This window comes from Vibrio sp. N418, assembly GCF_000222565.1.
In the GTDB taxonomy this organism is placed as follows: Bacteria; Pseudomonadota; Gammaproteobacteria; order Enterobacterales; family Vibrionaceae; genus Vibrio; species Vibrio scophthalmi.
The window spans coordinates 1-16,465 of record NZ_AFWD01000053.1 but is presented as its reverse complement, the minus strand read 5'-3'; the positions used below and the strand labels follow the sequence as shown (position 1 = coordinate 16,465).

The 16,465-nt window shown below is 41.3% G+C and carries 13 protein-coding genes and 1 other RNA gene; 3 read left to right on the top strand and 11 right to left on the bottom strand.

All coding sequences use genetic code 11. From position 1 onward, the window contains the following. Positions 1-21: 21 nt before the first annotated feature. Both RH86_RS11165 and RH86_RS11160 read right to left on the bottom strand, forming a co-directional pair. The gene (locus tag RH86_RS11165) at positions 22-1,557 is read right to left on the bottom strand and encodes a bifunctional GNAT family N-acetyltransferase/carbon-nitrogen hydrolase family protein (RefSeq protein ID WP_009386267.1); all 1,536 of its coding nucleotides are present in this window, start codon (positions 1,555-1,557) and stop codon (positions 22-24) included. A 237-nt stretch (positions 1,558-1,794) separates the two neighbouring features. Further along, positions 1,795-2,088 carry a hypothetical protein gene (locus RH86_RS11160; RefSeq protein ID WP_005594245.1) on the bottom strand — a complete coding sequence of 98 codons (294 nt, stop codon included), beginning with the start codon at positions 2,086-2,088 and terminating at the stop codon, positions 1,795-1,797. 296 nt (positions 2,089-2,384) lie between these two features. On the opposite strand from RH86_RS11160, the gene RH86_RS11155 reads away from it, so the two are divergent. Beyond that, positions 2,385-3,797: an amidohydrolase family protein gene (locus RH86_RS11155; protein WP_038219609.1), complete on the top strand. Its 1,413-nt coding sequence runs from the start codon at positions 2,385-2,387 to the stop codon at positions 3,795-3,797. 68 nt (positions 3,798-3,865) lie between these two features. Here the strand turns inward: RH86_RS11155 and RH86_RS11150 are convergent, their stop codons facing one another. The 7 genes from RH86_RS11150 to smpB all read right to left on the bottom strand — a co-directional run bounded on the left by RH86_RS11150 (position 3,866) and on the right by smpB (position 13,167). Further along, complete coding sequence (locus tag RH86_RS11150) at positions 3,866-5,137, bottom strand: mechanosensitive ion channel family protein (RefSeq protein WP_009386264.1); 1,272 nt, start codon at positions 5,135-5,137, stop codon at positions 3,866-3,868. A 296-nt stretch (positions 5,138-5,433) separates the two neighbouring features. Continuing rightward, a complete protein-coding gene (locus tag RH86_RS11145) occupies positions 5,434-6,132 on the bottom strand; it encodes a hypothetical protein (protein ID WP_009386263.1) in 699 nt (232 codons plus the stop codon). A 22-nt stretch (positions 6,133-6,154) separates the two neighbouring features. Beyond that, on the bottom strand, positions 6,155-7,789 hold the full coding sequence (locus tag RH86_RS11140) for a response regulator receiver domain (protein ID WP_009386262.1): 1,635 nt from the start codon (positions 7,787-7,789) through the stop codon (positions 6,155-6,157). Continuing rightward, a complete protein-coding gene (locus RH86_RS11135; RefSeq protein ID WP_009386261.1) occupies positions 7,782-10,757 on the bottom strand; it encodes an ATP-binding protein in 2,976 nt (991 codons plus the stop codon). Before RH86_RS11135 ends, RH86_RS11140 begins: the two co-directional genes overlap by 8 nt. Positions 10,758-10,835: 78 nt before the next feature. After that, positions 10,836-12,008: a DNA cytosine methyltransferase gene (locus tag RH86_RS11130; protein WP_009386260.1), complete on the bottom strand. Its 1,173-nt coding sequence runs from the start codon at positions 12,006-12,008 to the stop codon at positions 10,836-10,838. A gap of 239 nt (positions 12,009-12,247) precedes the next feature. Next, positions 12,248-12,615: a transfer-messenger RNA gene (gene ssrA / locus RH86_RS20145) on the bottom strand. A 66-nt stretch (positions 12,616-12,681) separates the two neighbouring features. After that, positions 12,682-13,167 carry an SsrA-binding protein SmpB gene (gene smpB / locus RH86_RS11125; protein ID WP_005594253.1) on the bottom strand — a complete coding sequence of 162 codons (486 nt, stop codon included), beginning with the start codon at positions 13,165-13,167 and terminating at the stop codon, positions 12,682-12,684. Between the two features lie 118 nt (positions 13,168-13,285). Here smpB and RH86_RS11120 point away from each other — a divergent pair, with 118 nt between their 5' ends. Both RH86_RS11120 and RH86_RS11115 read left to right on the top strand, forming a co-directional pair. Further along, positions 13,286-13,729 (top strand): SRPBCC family protein, encoded by a 444-nt coding sequence (locus RH86_RS11120; protein WP_005594255.1) that lies wholly within the window; start codon positions 13,286-13,288, stop codon positions 13,727-13,729. Beyond that, positions 13,719-14,072: an RnfH family protein gene (locus RH86_RS11115; RefSeq protein ID WP_005594256.1), complete on the top strand. Its 354-nt coding sequence runs from the start codon at positions 13,719-13,721 to the stop codon at positions 14,070-14,072. Before RH86_RS11120 ends, RH86_RS11115 begins: the two co-directional genes overlap by 11 nt. Before the next feature lie 75 nt (positions 14,073-14,147). Here RH86_RS11115 and bamE read toward each other — a convergent pair whose 3' ends face one another. Together bamE and recN are read right to left on the bottom strand one after the other, a co-directional pair. After that, the gene (bamE, locus tag RH86_RS11110; protein WP_005594257.1) at positions 14,148-14,507 is read right to left on the bottom strand and encodes an outer membrane protein assembly factor BamE; all 360 of its coding nucleotides are present in this window, start codon (positions 14,505-14,507) and stop codon (positions 14,148-14,150) included. Between the two features lie 152 nt (positions 14,508-14,659). After that, positions 14,660-16,324, bottom strand: coding sequence for a DNA repair protein RecN (gene recN, locus RH86_RS11105; RefSeq protein ID WP_009386259.1), 1,665 nt, complete (start codon positions 16,322-16,324; stop codon positions 14,660-14,662). Positions 16,325-16,465 lie beyond the last annotated feature (141 nt).

Sequence of the window (16,465 nt, the reverse complement as noted above, 5' to 3'; positions counted from 1 at the left end):
TTGAGTTAGCGGCTTATTTCTTTACGGCTGTTTGGCTTGGGTAAAGCCGCCATATAAATCGGTCCGACGATGACGTAAGTTAGTCACCGACCCTTCAGTATTAAGCTGCTTGAGTTTAGTTAAATCCACATCGGCAAAAATGATCATCTCAGTATTGGCATTGGCTTCGTTTAAGGTCGCATCATGTGGGAAGTAGATATCCGACGGTGAGAATACCGCCGATTGGGCATATTGAATATCAACGTTATCCACGCGTGGTAAATTCCCCACACTGCCACCAATTGCCACATAACACTCATTTTCGATCGCTCGAGCTTGTGAGCAAATACGTACTCGTTGGTAACCATTTTTGGTGTCGGTCCAAAATGGCACAAAGATGATTTGTACCCCTTCTTCGGCCATCATACGACCAAGTTCAGGAAACTCACTGTCGTAGCAGATTAGAATGCCCACCTTGCCTGCGTCGGTATCAAATACCATCACTTTATTGCCGCCGTCGATCACCCAATCTTTCTCTTCGTGCGGCGTAATGTGCACCTTGTATTGCGCATCAATCTGGCCATCACGTTGTAGTAAATAGGCAACGTTGTACAGCTTATCATCTTCAATCACCGGCATACTGCCAGCGATAATGTTGATGTTGTAGGTTACCGCCATTTGCGAGAATCGATATTTGATTTCCTCGCTAAAGCTGGCCAGAAAACGAATCGCTTCTACCGAGTTTTGATCTTTTTGTAGCCCCATTAATGGCGCATTGAAGAACTCCGGGAAGAGGGCAAAGTCGGCTTTGTAGTTCGCCAGCGACGAGATGAAAAATTCCGCTTGGTCGAGCAGATCTTCCAAATCATTCATCGCACGCATTTGCCACTGCACCACACCGATACGCACTAAGGTTTTTTCAACATCGTGGACAGATTGCACATCTTCTTCGTAGAAGAAGTTATCCCACTCCAACAGTGTCGCGTAGCCCTTAGATGCATCATCTTCAGGGAGGTAATTGCGCATGATGCGTTTTACATCAAAGCCGTTCGCCAGTTGAAAAGAGAGGATCGGATCATGTAACTCGCGGCGTTTTACCTTATCAATATAATCCGCCACGCTCACTTCATTGGCATGCTCGTGGTAATGCGGAATACGCCCACCGGCCAGAATGGCTTTAAAGTTCATGCTACGACACAACTCTTTACGTGCATCATAAAGTCGGCGACCTAAGCGCAAACCGCGATAATCAGGGTGAACGAAAACATCCAAGCCATACATGGCATCACCCGTCACTTGGTTTTGAATGACATTGTTTTCGTTAATGATATCGGTATAGAGATGGGGGAGAGAAAAACGGTTGTAATCGACCTTAATCGTCAGCGCTGCGCCAACAATTTTGCCATTATCTTCAATGCATATTTGCCCATCGGGAAACTGATGGATTAAATCCATGATGGTTAAACGTGGCCAAGAGCCCCCCACATCATGAAAAACTAAATCCATTAACTGAGCCAATTCAGGGTAATCGGTCGGTTCTATCGTTCGTAGTGAAAGCTTTGGCGAATTGCCGTCCATATCAGGTCATCCATTTTACCGTTTCATAGAGTATGGCTGAGAATGCCATAAATAGAATAGAGCAGATATATCGGTGACTCACAGTTTTAAAGCGTCGCCGTAAGCTTTCACGGGTTAATGGTGTGCTTGAAGTGTCGCTAGGGTTTAAGCGTCGAAAACCTCCTTATAGGAGGTCTTGGGCAGGTATTTATTTTTGTCGCACAATTTTTTGTCGCGCAATCAGATGACGACAGCTCGTTACATCAAATCACGCATCAAGGTTTCATACTCATCATTGGCATTGTCGACCAGAGTTGAGAGTTCCAACCCATCTCCGGTGGCTAAACTTAACTGCCACGGCAAGGTTTGTTCTTTACCACAAACATGAATTGCGCCTTGGCTGCATTTAAAAGAGAGATCATCAAACTGGGTGGTATGACGTTCGTTCAGCTCGATAATTTCGACATCAAGTTGACCAATGGGATTCACTTCAATACGCGCATGCAGGTTAGGGTTATTGGACAAACAGTATTTTCTTTCAATGGCAATCATGACGGCCTCCTTTCGTTAATGATGCTTAGCGCATTAACAGTGTAGACAAGCGAGAGCGGTTGTTGAGCGAAATAAGCTAAAAATTGCTCAGGGGAAAATCAGGCCGCCTTTGCCTTGCCAATGAACGCGAAAGTAGGTGAATGAAAAGCTTGGGAAAAAAGCAAAGCTATCTTTCGCAGATTTTGTGAATTGCATCGCTTAATTCTGCGTAATTTATCTACTGTTTTCTCGATAGTGTAGCTAATATCGCTGGCATATTTGTCGTTCAATATTGAGTTGTGTACATAGGTAAAGGTATGAAAATAATAACGAAAACCCTAATGGCCAGCTGCATTGCTTGTGCATGTGCCAGTCTGCCCGTATTGGCTGCTGAAAAAGTCGATCTGATCATCACTAATGCCCAAATCCTACCCATGGATGGTCAACAACGTATCATCGATGACGGTGCGATTGTGGTGAAAGGCAATAAGATTGTTGCCCTAGGTGAGATGAAGATTGCCAGTCAATATGAGGCGAAACGTACCATTGATGCTGGTGGTGATATCGTCATGCCGGGCATGATCAACACACACAACCACATCCCAATGGTCGCGTTTCGTGGCTTGGGAGAAAACGGGGTTGAGAACCGTCTGATCAACTTTATGTTCCCGCTTGAAAAAGAGATGCTTTCGCGTGATTTGATTCGTACCGCCTCTCGTCATGCGGCGATGGAATTAGCATTGTCTGGTGTTACGCTGATCACCGATATGTATTACCACGAAGATGAAGTGGCGAAATCGGTCGCCGAAGTCGGTATTCGCGGCGTACTAGGTGAGACGGTGATTGGTTTTCCAGTCGTCGATGCCAAACAGCCTTATGGTGGCCTTGAGTACGCAGAAAAATTCATTGATGAGTGGAAAGATCACCCATTAATTACCCCAGCGGTTGCCCCTCATGCCCCTTACACTGTTTCAGCTGAATGGCTGATCAAAGCCAAAGATCTCGCGGTAGAAAAACAAGTCCCTTTGCTCACACACCTAGCAGAATTTACTTGGGAAGAGTCAAAAACCGATGCCTTCTCTGAGCAAATGCAGCCAGGTCAATCGGTCATTGAGTATTTGGATTCGATCGGCTTTTTGGTGGACAACTTAGTCGCGGCCCACGTAAACCATCTTGACGAGCAAGATATGGCACTGCTCAAGAAACACGGCGTGGGGATTGCTCATAACCCGAAAGCCAATACCAAAGGCAACAATGGCTATTCGCCATCATGGGATATGGTCAATAAAGGCTTGGATGTGGGATTAGGCACTGATGGGCCGATGTCATCGAATCAAATAGATATCATCAATGTGATGGGTTACGCCGCGGTGGTTGCGCGTACCAACCATGGTGATAATGCTAAATTTACCCCCTATGAGCTGGTGGAATTGGCCACGATTGGTGGGGCACGTGTACTGGATATGGATGATGAAATTGGCTCGCTAGAAGTGGGCAAAAAAGCCGATATCGTTATCGTGGATACTGATGCACCAAACACCCAGCCAAACTACGATCCCCTTGCGACTCTCGCGTTTTCGGCTTATCCACAAAACGTCACACACACCATTGTTGATGGCAAAGTGATTGTAGCCGACGGTAAGCTAACCACGGTATCGCAACAAGCCCACGATAAAGAGTGGCTACCGGTGACAAAGAAAGTGGGCGAGTTTGCCAAAACACTCAACTAAAGAATAGGTTAGGTTATCGACCAATAAAATACGGTGATTGGCAAAAGTCGAGCCAATCACCGAAGATGCTATTTTTTCTGGTGAACACCGATATTGAGCGCATCATTACTGCCGAGGGCTTGGTAAGGGCGCAAGCCAAACATGGGCATAATGGAGTAAATATGATCGAAAAGATCCGCCTGAACACCTTCGTAAACCGCCCAATCGACATTGTTACTAAAAGCATAAACCTGTAACGGTATTCCCTCAGAAGTTGGTTGTAACTGGCGCACCATGATTAGCATGTATTGGTGAATATCTTTATTGGCACGCAGATAAGCGGTGAGGTAAGCTCGGAACATGCCTAAATTAGTAATGTGACGCTGATTGGCGACGTCTTTATCTTCTTCATCCAACTCATCGTTGAACTCATTTATGTCGCGCAATTTCTCATAAATATATTGGCGTAGAATACGAATCTTCTTCATCTCTTCCACTTCATCTGCACTCATAAAACGGATTGAGGTGACGTCAATATTCACTGAGCGTTCAATGCGGCGGCCGCCAGAATCAGACATGCCTTGCCAGTTGATAAACGCATTTTGCACTAATGCATAAGCAGGCAGCATGCTCACGGTATTATCAAAGTTTCTCACTTTCACCGTGGTGAGCGAGATCTCTTCAACCGTACCATTGGCGCCATAGGCATTCATTTGAATCCAATCGTTCAAGCTGATCATTCGGTTAGCCGAAAGCTGAATACCCGCGACAAAGCCCAATATGGTGTCTTTAAACACCAGCATGACAAAGCCCGTCGCCACCCCTAAACCCGATAAGAAAATAATCGGCGACTCATTGGCAAGAATAGAAACGAACACGACTAAGCCAATAAAGAAGGTGAACAGCTTGATCAGCTGAACAAAGCTTTTGATCGGCATCTTACGGGTAATGCCTTTAAAGGTGGCAATGTCGTTGAGGGCATCTAAAATCGCGAAGATAATCCACACGATCATAAATAAAACCAATGCGCCTAACAGGCGATCAATAATGCCGGAAAGAATGGTGTAGTGCCCAACGGCAATCGGCAGCAAGACATCTAATACCAGAAGGGGAATAAGTAGCGATATTTTTCCTAGCAAGTCGTATTTGGCTAAACTTTCAGCCAGCGGTTTGTTGGTCTTTTGCAATACATTTTTGACTGAGCGAACGATTAAGTGGTGGGTGATTAAATAGCTCACCCCAGCGACGGCAAGCACGACCAGTGCAAACGCAGTGGTTAACTCAACCCCATAGGGATCGCTGTTAATGCCAACATTAGCCAATTTGGTCGCAATGTAATCGCGAATATGGTGCTCAAGCAAAATAGCATCCTCTATTGTTGTTATTGGTCTAGGAGGGAAAAAGCCCTGCACTCGATGCGATCATCCAAGCGCAAACAAAGCTGTTTTAAAAGTGTAGCTCTAATGCTAACAGACTCACCTGATTTTTGCGTGAGTGTTTGATTGAAATGATTTTTTGTGTGGTCTTAGTCGGGATGGCAAAGAAAGACCAGCGCTAGGCATAGCCTTTCTAAACGAATCGTTGTAAATGCTCAGTTTCTGTTGCGTGTATTAAGGTTGTCCCTCGGCGGATTGATCGTCTTCGGTCAGTAATGTGTTTAAGCGCTGAAACAGAAAGTCCACATCGGTTTGTAAGTCAAGAATGTGCATTTTCTTATGGCAGTTTGGGCAAAGCGCAATGGTATTATGGGGGTATCATCCCCACCACGAGATAACCAATGGATATGATGAGTCTCTAAATAAGGTACGCCTTTGGGGGTTGAGAAGGGTGCTGGTGTTATACAAAGCTGGCAAATGCCATTTGCTAGTCTTTTGGCATGTTCAGTTACCCAGACATTTCGTTCGTAAATGGTTGCTGTTGATTTGGTAACACTTGTCTTTCGTTTTGACTGATAGGCTCGGCGTGCAAGCTCCGCATCGCTTAACTTTTTAGCTCTCTTTTCCTTGATTTGATAAACATGCTGCCTGTCTTCTTCACCAACGAAATGCGCTCCGGATTTTAGTTGTAAAGGAAAGACGTAAACTAACCGAGACTGCCCTGCTTGATCGGGCTGGTATTCACTGTATGGCTTTGCAACTAAGGTAACTTGTCCCGCGTAGGTGTACTGTTTGTCTCGAAACACTTCAAAAAGATGCACCTTTACGTTATTGGTTTGCGAATTAGCGAGTGTTTTATTTTGTGCGAAATCTAAGCTCTGATCGCCAGTCGTTCCCATCCCGGTGTAGTGGATAATGTCATTTTCCCATCGGTCATCGTAGATAGAGTTGTAAAGTAAAGCAGTGGTTATAATATCCACTGCTTTTAGGAGGAATTTGATTTTAATTATATCTTCTTACCCACTCAGGCTCATCAAGGCCAACTCGTGACAGGCTTCCACTATATTCCTCTATAATCTTTTGAGCGTACATATCCTTTAATTCAACAACAAACTCAAAAGCTTCTGGTATTTTATCTGAATAGTGAGTTGGATAAAAAAATCGATTACCGTTTTCTAAAATTGATTGTACATTGCCATAATCAGAACCGTTAAATTTTACAGTTCTAAGAGCAAATGTCCCTTTATTAACCTTAAGTTTTATACCTGTTGGAGTGAGAAAATCAAACGATGCATCCTTGACTACTGTCAAAGATAAAAATAGAAAACGCCTGTTACTTCCTGTATATAACCTAACCGAGTCACATCGTTGCTGAATACAAACGTAATACTGACTATCGGTATTGCTTTTCACTACTGTACCAAGAGATAGGCTGGGTGCATAATTATCACCGATTAAAATATTCCTGTGCTGACACAAATTTGCGAAATTTTGATTTATTTCATTATAATTCTCATCTTCAGTAAATAAGGTTATAGCAAATTTAGCTGCTAATAGTTCTATTTTCTTTTTTGACACGTTCTGAGTTAACTGACTTTGAACAAAATTACTATATTTATCCTCTACAACAGTGTGAGGCTGAAGAAGTTCTATTAGTTTTTTGTGTTCTAACTTGATTTTGATGTCTTCATTTGTGCCATCACTTTTTTTTAAATGAAATTCTCTTTCTTTGATGTTATTGTTTATCCACGATTCGATTAGGTTTATATCGATATATTGATTCAATCCTTTATATCGTAATGTAGACATAAAAGTACTACCCAATAGTTCTACAAGTAACTCGTTAGCATCATGAGTGTTTGGCAACAAAGATTGATGCGCTAGATATGCGGCATCTAGTTTTTGAGAAAACAAGCTTAATATATGATTGAAATTACGCCTTACTTCAGATAATGACTCCATTGCAAAATTTGATAGTAATCCGCAAGTTAATAATGAAAACTGCTCTGAAATAAACTTAGGAAGGTTACTATATGTAACTCGTTTAGTTCTCAATAGGGCTGCATGCTGTCCACCTTCATCGTCTCTATTAGACTTAGCAATAACCATTATTTTACAGAAGCTAGATTTTATTGTGCAACTGTCATTTTTATCAATACTAAAGTCATTTAAGTTGTTTATGACTAGGTGATCGAGTACATCTATGGCTATTTGTTCTAAGTCGGTTTCACCTGTGTATATTAAGAGAAGTTTTACACTATTTTTGCATGACTCATCGCTTAATAGTTGAGTTATTATTTGCTTAGTGTATACCCCTCTCACATCATCGATTTCAGCATCCGCTTCATCATCAATTTCTTCATTAATTGTATTTTCTTCTATTACGATTTGCCAGTCGATTACTGCGACGTCAGCTTTTTTGGCTACAGATATTAATGACTCGATGTCTTGAGTCGATGTCGGCTCATAAACGGCACATACTTTGCCATCTGCAGCAAAGATTTTTGTGATCTCTTTGGCATCAAAGTCATGTTGATCTGCAACTGCAGTATTTTTATATGCCTTATCATCAATGAAAATTATACTTTGTATAAAGTTATTGGTGGCTTTTTCTGATATTTCAGCGAAATTAGTCATTATCATTAACCTTGGAAATCTTAAATGTTACAGTTGAATTATCTCTTGGTTCATCTAGTAATAATCGATATCCTGCAGATTCAAGGACTTCGTTACTAATATGTAGACCCATGCCACGTCCATTATCTTTTCTCGAAAATCCAAGATTGAATATTTTTGATTTATCTTGAATTTTTATGTCTAATCCATTATTGGAAATATATACACTCCCATCTGGATCCGCGTGAAGTCTAATAGTTTTATTACTAATTCCACTTTCATTTAACCAATGAATTGCATTGTCGATTACATTCACAAACACTGGATAAAAAGTAGAACGGTAACCTGTTATAGAAGCTTTAGCAAAACCATTTGTATGTTTGAATACAATGTCATGCCTCTTAAAACGACTTTTAAATAAATCAATAAGAAAGTTTTTTACTTCTAATAATTTTATATCCTCAGAGCGTCGAGATAATCTTCTGTTTAATGGGGTGAATAAGTTCAAATATCCATCTAAATGTTCAAAGTTGACTTTTATGTTTTTATAAACACCATCAAGATCTTCATTCACATCTGACCATGCTTTTAGATCTTTTAAACTGTGTCTTATTGACCTGACTGTGCTATTAAATTCATGATGTATTACACCTACGGCTAGACCTAGTTGACTAAGTTCTACATCAACATTAATTTTTTCTCGGAGGCTATCTAACTCTTCACTAAGAGCTCCGGTTATCTGGTCATTGGTGATGTAGTTGTTTTCTTCATCTTTTTCCCAATATATACCTTCTAATTGTCTGATGATTGTGTCTAGAATGTTGGTGTTTCTTTCTGATATTAGAGTTATTTCATCAGATAGGGCATTTCGTAATGCAACTAAATTAATATCTGGTTCGTCATCGATAGAAACACTTTTAAATTTATTCTTTACATCTCTTATTTGATCATCCAAATCAATCATCAATTCATTTGCAAGTGATTTAACTCTGTTTGATATGTCTATTGCTGAATTGTTGGCGAGTTTTCTTTTTTCGGAGTTTATCTTTCTTGCTTGTTCAGAAATAGCTTCGACAGCTTGCTCTAGTCGCCTTCTTTTATTTATTTCAATATGTAGCTTTGAAATTGTCCCTTCTACTAAATTATCAATTTCACATAGTGACTTTTCAAATATATTGGTGTTTATATCATCATATATTTCAAGATATGTTTCATAATCTTTTTTAAGTTCCCCTTTAATATAGAATCCTCTAGGCGATGGTATAATAATCGACTTTCTATATTCATTGATTTTTTCGCGTGATTTTGATTCTACATCAAGAACTTTTTGCCCGGCAATGATTTCATCCTTTTCAGATGATATGCTTTTAAAATCAAAGCTAATTTCTTTAATTAGAATATCTAATTGTTCGGTAAATGCATTTTCTTTATGAAGTTTAAAAAAAGAATTTAAATTTGATTCAAATCTTGCTTTTCTTTCTTTAGCTTGTTTTTCTCTTTTTTCTAAAGCTTTATAACTTTGGGTTATTTCTGTCTTTTTACTATTCCATAGTTCTGATTTTGGAGAATCTTCGTTTGATGAAAAAAAATCGGCAGCTATTTGTATGAAAAAGTTCTTTAGAATATTTTGCATCTGGCGATAAGCTTTGTTTTCAATAAAGCCTTCTCGTCCTGCTTTTTCTTTGAGGTCTCCGTTATCACTATGAGATATGTTGATAACACCAAACATTCTTCGATAAGAGAAAAAAGCTGAAAACCTAAAGTTTCTTCGTTTCTCAATTTCCAAGTAATCATAATCAGAGTCACCATAAGGCAATATCCTTATGTTGTCTTTATATATATAAAGCCCTCCAAACTTATCAGCTTTAGCTTTAATTATTGCGTGATTTTCAGGGTCCAAAATTGATTCAACTTTTCTACCTTGTATATACGCAAAATTAATTGTGAAGGGGCCACACTTAGTTGGTTTGAAGTTGTTTTCCGGCCAGTTAACAATATGGTCAAATGTCTTCTCATGGTAAATTTTTACCATTCCTTTGAACTGCCCAAACTCGTCGAACTTTCCTTCAAAATGATGATCTGCTTTTTCAAAGTCTTCTACTAGAAAGAAATGATCTCTATCAATTATATCAATGTATTTTTCTTCATCATATCTATAATCTCTGAAAATAATATTTAAGGTTGGCTTAGGATGTTCAGGTGTCATCGTGTTGTGGAAACCCATTAACATCTTTTCTATTTTTGTAGCTTCTTTTCCTTTATTTGAACCATCAATATCATTGTTAATAATAGGGTCTATGGATGATACGTAGAAAAAAGTCCCACTATTATCTATATCAGTAACGTCATATTTACCAACCAATTTCTTATTTAAGTCTTCTGGAGATAGATTGAAATTAGCTAGTGTTTCTTGTAATGACTTGTACTCATTTTCTGAAAGGTCCCCACGATCCTTTAAGGAATCAATAGAAGCACTAACTTCAGATTTCATTGAGTTTATATTCTTTAGGTTTGGCAATGCTTCAAACGTCTGTATAGGGATTGGTATGTCTTCGAGGTTTAGTCCCGGTATTTCAAATAGCTGCCAATGAATAAGGGCTGCGGTAATTCTATCTTGTCCTTTAGCCTTTGTTATAATTAGAACTAATCGCCCGATTGAAGCTATTGCTAATCTACCAATTCCTTTTTCACCCATAGGAATGCGATATGATTTATTGGGATCTATACGAGGTTCTAGAGACTTTTTGTGATTGACTTTTGATTCTGTACCTAAAGTTAACCAACGTTCTTCAAAGTCTTCTTTAGTCATTCCAATACCATCATCCCTAAGGATAAATAGATCTTTAGAACGAAAATAGTCGATATCGACTTTGTCAGCATACGCATCATGGGAGTTTTTTAGGAGTTCATTAATTGCTGTGGGAATTCCAGCGATTTGCTGGCGACCTAGCAAGTCTAATGCTCTAGCTCGTGTTTTAAAAGTGGCCATAAACTAATCTCATGCTACCGAATACTGTAGGTAACTAGTTAATTATAAAAAAAAGAGCCTATATAATAGGCTCTTTCATTATTCCATTCCATTCATAATCGCAGATATGAGCTTATGCCCAAGAATTGTGGGAACTGCGTTGCCAATTTGCTTGGCTTGCTCAGTGGTACTACCGGTAAAAATATAACTATCAGGGAATGTTTGAAAGCGAGCTGCATGACGTAATGTGAAGCCGTGGTCTTTCCAAGGATGCACAAAGCGACCTTTCGATGGGTTGTTGCAACCAGTCGTCATGGTGTTTGAAGGAGTATGAATTATCACTCTACCGTATACATCTTTATGGCCACCATAACCATTGGCATGGCATTTTAGCTCAAACTCTGGGTCAGCATCCATTCGGCTACCATTCAAACGAGTAGACTTAAAACGTCTTTGCATTTTTTCGGTAGGTTTCATGTGAACATTACAAGGGTCATCTTCGCCTACAGGGTCACCCGTCTCTAAGCCTTGGAGTAACGTTCTAGCTTCGGTATCAGATAACTTTGTATATGGTCGAAAGTGTTTTTCTATATACTGTTCAATTAATCGAGCAGTGAGTGGTTCAAATACCACTGAGCTAGTTCGCCATGTAGGAAAACCTTGTTTTGCTTCCCTTGAAGTTGGCGAAAAATACTCTTGTGCTGGAGGAAACGTTAAATTGTCACGATTAACATTATCCCGTACGCCTAATATAAATGCCCGTTTACGATTTTGTGGGGCGCCATAGTCTTTCGCGTTTAATGTATCGCAGAAGTGAATTACGTAACCATTATCTTCAGCCAGTTGCTTGAATTTTTCTAGGTAAGAGGCATGCTTTTTCCAGAACAATCCTGCAACGTTTTCAACAAGAAATGCTTTCGGTTGAAACTCTTCAACGAAGTCGTAATAGCGCAATAAGAGTTTATTACGAGGATCATCAACACCTGCATTTTTTATTCTGTGGCTTGAAAAGCCTTGGCATGGTGGGCCACCAAGGATTAACTCCAATTGACCTCTTCTGAGACCAAGTTCTTCCCTTAGCATTAATGGGTCTATCTTTAATATGTCGCCATTTAACAGCTTGGTCGGTTGGTTAAGCCTTTCAATTATATTCTTTTGGTAGGTTCGAGCAGCAGATGAATCTAGTTCGATAGCGGCTAATACATCAAGGCCTGCTTGATGCGCGGCTAAACTAAAACCACCAGCACCTGCGAATAAATCAATTGCACTCATATACCCAAAAAACCTAACTATAGTTTGAAGGCGTCATTTTACCGATATAATTGTAGAAAGCTAATTTATGGGCCTAAAAGCGAATTAAACAAGCATTCTGTGTTAACAGCGTTAAATTGATTACGTCTTAAACTCAAATGATCAGAGGAGGACAGGGGGGCAAGTACATTTTCTTGACCTGTCTTCCGGCTTAAATATAAAAAGGGCCAACTCTTGCGAGTTGGCCCTTTCCAAACGTTTGGTGGAGCTGGCGGGAGTTGAACCCGCGTCCGAAAACCTTTCATCATTGGTACTACATGCTTAGTCGATCTTTAATTTCACCACCCACCTGCGAACCGACACGCTAGTAAATGGCTATCCTGAATTATAATTCGAACTTCATCTCTCAGGCGGGAGAATCCGATCTAGCTAGTTTGGGTTTGACTCTTTGTTGTTCCCCGTCTTACAAGCGGAAGCTAGGGCAAAGAGGCTCTTGGCAGGTTATTAAGCTGCTAGTGCGTAGTTTTCGTCGTTTGCGACTATTTTTTTGCGGTTTATTAACGAGGCCTACCGCACCTCGGCATGCACCTCAGACTTCTGAATTCCCGTCGAATCCTAAATCAGCCCCAAGTGTTTGAAGCATAGTATCAGAAAAGCTAGGCCTGTCTAGTACTCTGCGTCTAAGTGGTCAAGTTTAACGCAATGAACTCTTCATTACGCGCGATTTCTCACGAGCCCAATCTTTTTCTTTTTGATCAGTACGTTTGTCATGAAGTTTTTTACCCTTGGCTACGCCAATCTTAATCTTCACCCAAGAGTGAGACCAGTAAAGTGCGAGTGCCGCCAAAGTCATACCTTCACGGTTGATTCTGCCAGTTAGGTTATCGAGTTCACGGCGGCTCATTAGGAGCTTACGAACGCGAGTAGGGTTCGCGACAACGTGAGTCGATGCTTGATTAAGAGGAGTGATCGTCATTCCGCTGACAAAGGCTTCACCGTCACGCATATACACATAGCTTTCTGCGATATTAGCTTTACCTTGGCGAAGGGCTTTCACTTCCCAGCCTTGTAGCTCCAAGCCAGCTTCAATTTCATCATCAATGAAGTATTCGTGGCGAGCTTTCTTGTTAAGCGCGATGGTATTGCTACCCGCTTTTTGTTTTGTTTTTTTCTTTGCCATAATAGCTGCATTATACGGTGCACAGTGGGGTTAGCATATCCCTTTATTTGCGCTCACCGCAAATAAAAGTAAAATTGCTACGAACATACGTTTTGAATGTTCGTCTTGAGGAGATTATATGAAGCAAGTCAGCCGTTCTGCGTTGGTATCATTTAGTGCAGAGCAGATGTTTGATCTGGTGAACGATGTGGCTCGTTACCCAGAGTTTTTACCCGGATGTTCTGGATCGCGCATTCTTGAATCAAGCGTGTCGGGTATGGTTGCTTCGGTCGATGTTTCTAAAGCCGGAATAAGCAAAACCTTTACCACGTCTAATGAGTTAGTCGCAGGTGAGGCAATTTTGATGAGCTTGGTTGATGGCCCGTTTAAAACCCTGAAAGGGGGGTGGTTCTTCACTCCGTTAGATGAGCAAGCCTGCAAAGTGGAACTTAAACTTGAGTTTGAGTTTTCGAGTAAGATGATTGAAATTGCTTTTGGTAAAATATTCAATGAGTTGACCGGTAATATGGTGAGTTCATTTACCAAACGTGCCAAACAGGTGTACGAGTGTTATGAGTATTGAGTCGGAAATGATCCACGTTGAGGTGGTTTACGCACTGCCACAAGAGCAGCGTGTGTTCACGCTTGTGGTGAATAAGTCGATGATCGTTGAAGATATTATCGCGCAATCTGGCGTGTTAGAGCTTTATCCTGAGATCGATTTAAAACAGAACAAGGTGGGTGTATTTAGCCGTAATGTTCGTTTAGATGCTTTAGTTCGTGATGGCGATCGTATTGAGATTTATCGCCCATTACTTGCGGATCCTAAAGAGATCCGTCGTAAGCGTGCTGAGCAAGCAAAGGCGTCGGGCGTTGCAGACCCAGTGACAGGTGGCAAACCAAACTTGATGCGTAAAACAGATTAATTCCCATCTGTTTCAAGACGACGTGACAAATAAAAAAGCTCGCCAATGGCGAGCTTTTTAGATTCTACGGTTTGGTTAGTTGATGCTTTCAAAAAAAGCGCCGCTAACTGGGAAGTCTCCAGTTACTTCAACTAGGCGTCCTTGGTCGTCAAAGTTTGCGATCAAGTCATGCTGGATTGGAGCGTCATGGCCCTTCGTATGAAGGTAAATGTAATACCAAGTGTTCGGGTATCCATTTTCGACCAGCATTGGCGAACCTAGCACGTAACGTACCTGTTCTTTACTCATACCAAACTTTAATTGATCTACCGCTGATTGCTCGACGTAGTTACCTTGGTTGATATCAATACGATAAACCAATTTTTCTAATAGTGAACAACCCGTCAGCATTGTCATGGCGAGCGGTACTATGATAAGCCACTTTTTCAATTGCATACTCAAATTCTTGTAACTATCCATTTTAAACTGCGCTGATAATAAACAAGCTTGGCCTTAATGTAAAAAACTCATCTTGTTTTGAATAAGTTCAGACCGTGATTTTTGAGTTAGGTTGCAAAGTCGATACGTATTTTACGAAAAAACTGCGATTAAGCGGCAATCAGTAGTTCACGAGCATTGGCCAGTGTTGATTCAGTGATCTGGCTGCCGCCAAGCAATCGCGCCAATTCTGCGACGCGTTTTTCTTCACATAGCGGGTGCATTTGCGTTTCGGTTTTGCCTGCTTTGGTCTGTTTAGCAACAAATAGCTGCTGGTGGCCACAACCGGCAACTTGCGGTAAGTGGGTAACACACATTACTTGAGTCGATTCACCCAATTTACGCAGCATTTTGCCCACCACGGCCGCTGTTGGGCCGCTGATACCCACATCAACTTCATCGAAAATTAGGCTTGGTGTATCCACTTTTTGCGCGGTGATCACTTGGATAGCCAATGAAATACGCGACAGTTCACCACCAGAGGCGACTTTGGCGATTGGTTGCATCGGTTGCCCCGGGTTGGTTGAAACCACAAAGCAGACGCTATCTAGGCCTAATGGTGATGGGTGCGCACCTTGGCTATTCACGTCTATGCTGAATTGCGCTTTTTCCATGCTCAGTTCGTGCATGCTGGCGGTAATCAATTTATTCAGCTCTTTGGCATAACGGCAACGAGATTTACTGAGTTTTTCGGCGCTGGCACCAAAGGCTTGATATTTGGTTTCGACATCTTGTGCAAGCTCTTCGAGTTTTTCATCTGAGCAATCAAGCTGTTCGATTTGCGCGAGCAAATCTTGGTGATGGCGGTAGAGCTCGTCAGGCAACACGTGGTGTTTGCGTGAAATCGACATCACTTTTGAAAAACGCTCTTCGACAAAAGCCATACGCGCGGGATCAACATCAATGCTGTCAAGGTAGCTACGCAGTTCGTTGTTGGTCTCTTCTATCTGGATGATCGCTTCTGACAGCATGTTAGGCAGCTCTGCCAATTGCTCGTCAAGTTCTGCCAGTTGGATTAGGGACTGATTGGCTGATTGCAAAATACTAAGCGCATTAATTTCTTCGCCTTCGTATATAAGTTCGATGGCTTGCTGACAGGTACTGGCAAGATCGCCGCTATTGGACAGTCGTTTATGTTCTTGTTCGAGTTGTTCATATTCTTCCTCGCCAAGAGAGAGTTCGTTAAGCTCTTTAATTTGGTATTCAAGTAACTGCTTTTGCGCCTGATTTTGCGCGCTGTTTTCACGTAGTTGCTTGAGGCTGTTATCCGCCTGACGCCAAGTTTGGTAAGCGTTGCGGGTGTTTTTCAGCAAGTTAAGGTGTCCGGCGTATTGATCAAGCATCGCCAACTGATAATCACTTTTCATCAACTGGTGGTGTGCGTGTTGGCCGTGGATATTAATCAGCAATTGCCCAAGAGATTTGAGTTGCGAAAGGGGAACCGGGCTGCCGTTAATAAACGCGCGCGAGCGACCATCTTTGGTAATGGTGCGGCGCAATATGCAGTCATTGCCATCTAACAGTTCGTTATCTTCTAGCCAGCGCATGGCATGGACGTTGTTCTCCAATGAAAAAGCCGCACTCACTTCGGTTTTTTCTTCACCTTGTCGCACCATGCCTGCTTCAGCGCGACCGCCAAGACAAAGGCCAAGTGCATCAATAGCGATAGATTTACCCGCACCCGTTTCACCGGTGATGGTGGTCATTCCTTTGGAGAGCTCTAGCTGCAAAGATTTAACAATAGCGAAATTATTAACACTTAGATGAGCCAGCATTTTGATTACCTGTTTAAATGAACAATACTGTATATAACGTCAGTATATACTGTTTCTTTATACAGTAAAGTCACTGGTGAAAAAATTTTTGTGAACAAGATCAGGATGCTGTGAAAAGAGAGCAGAGATGCGGGAGTCGAG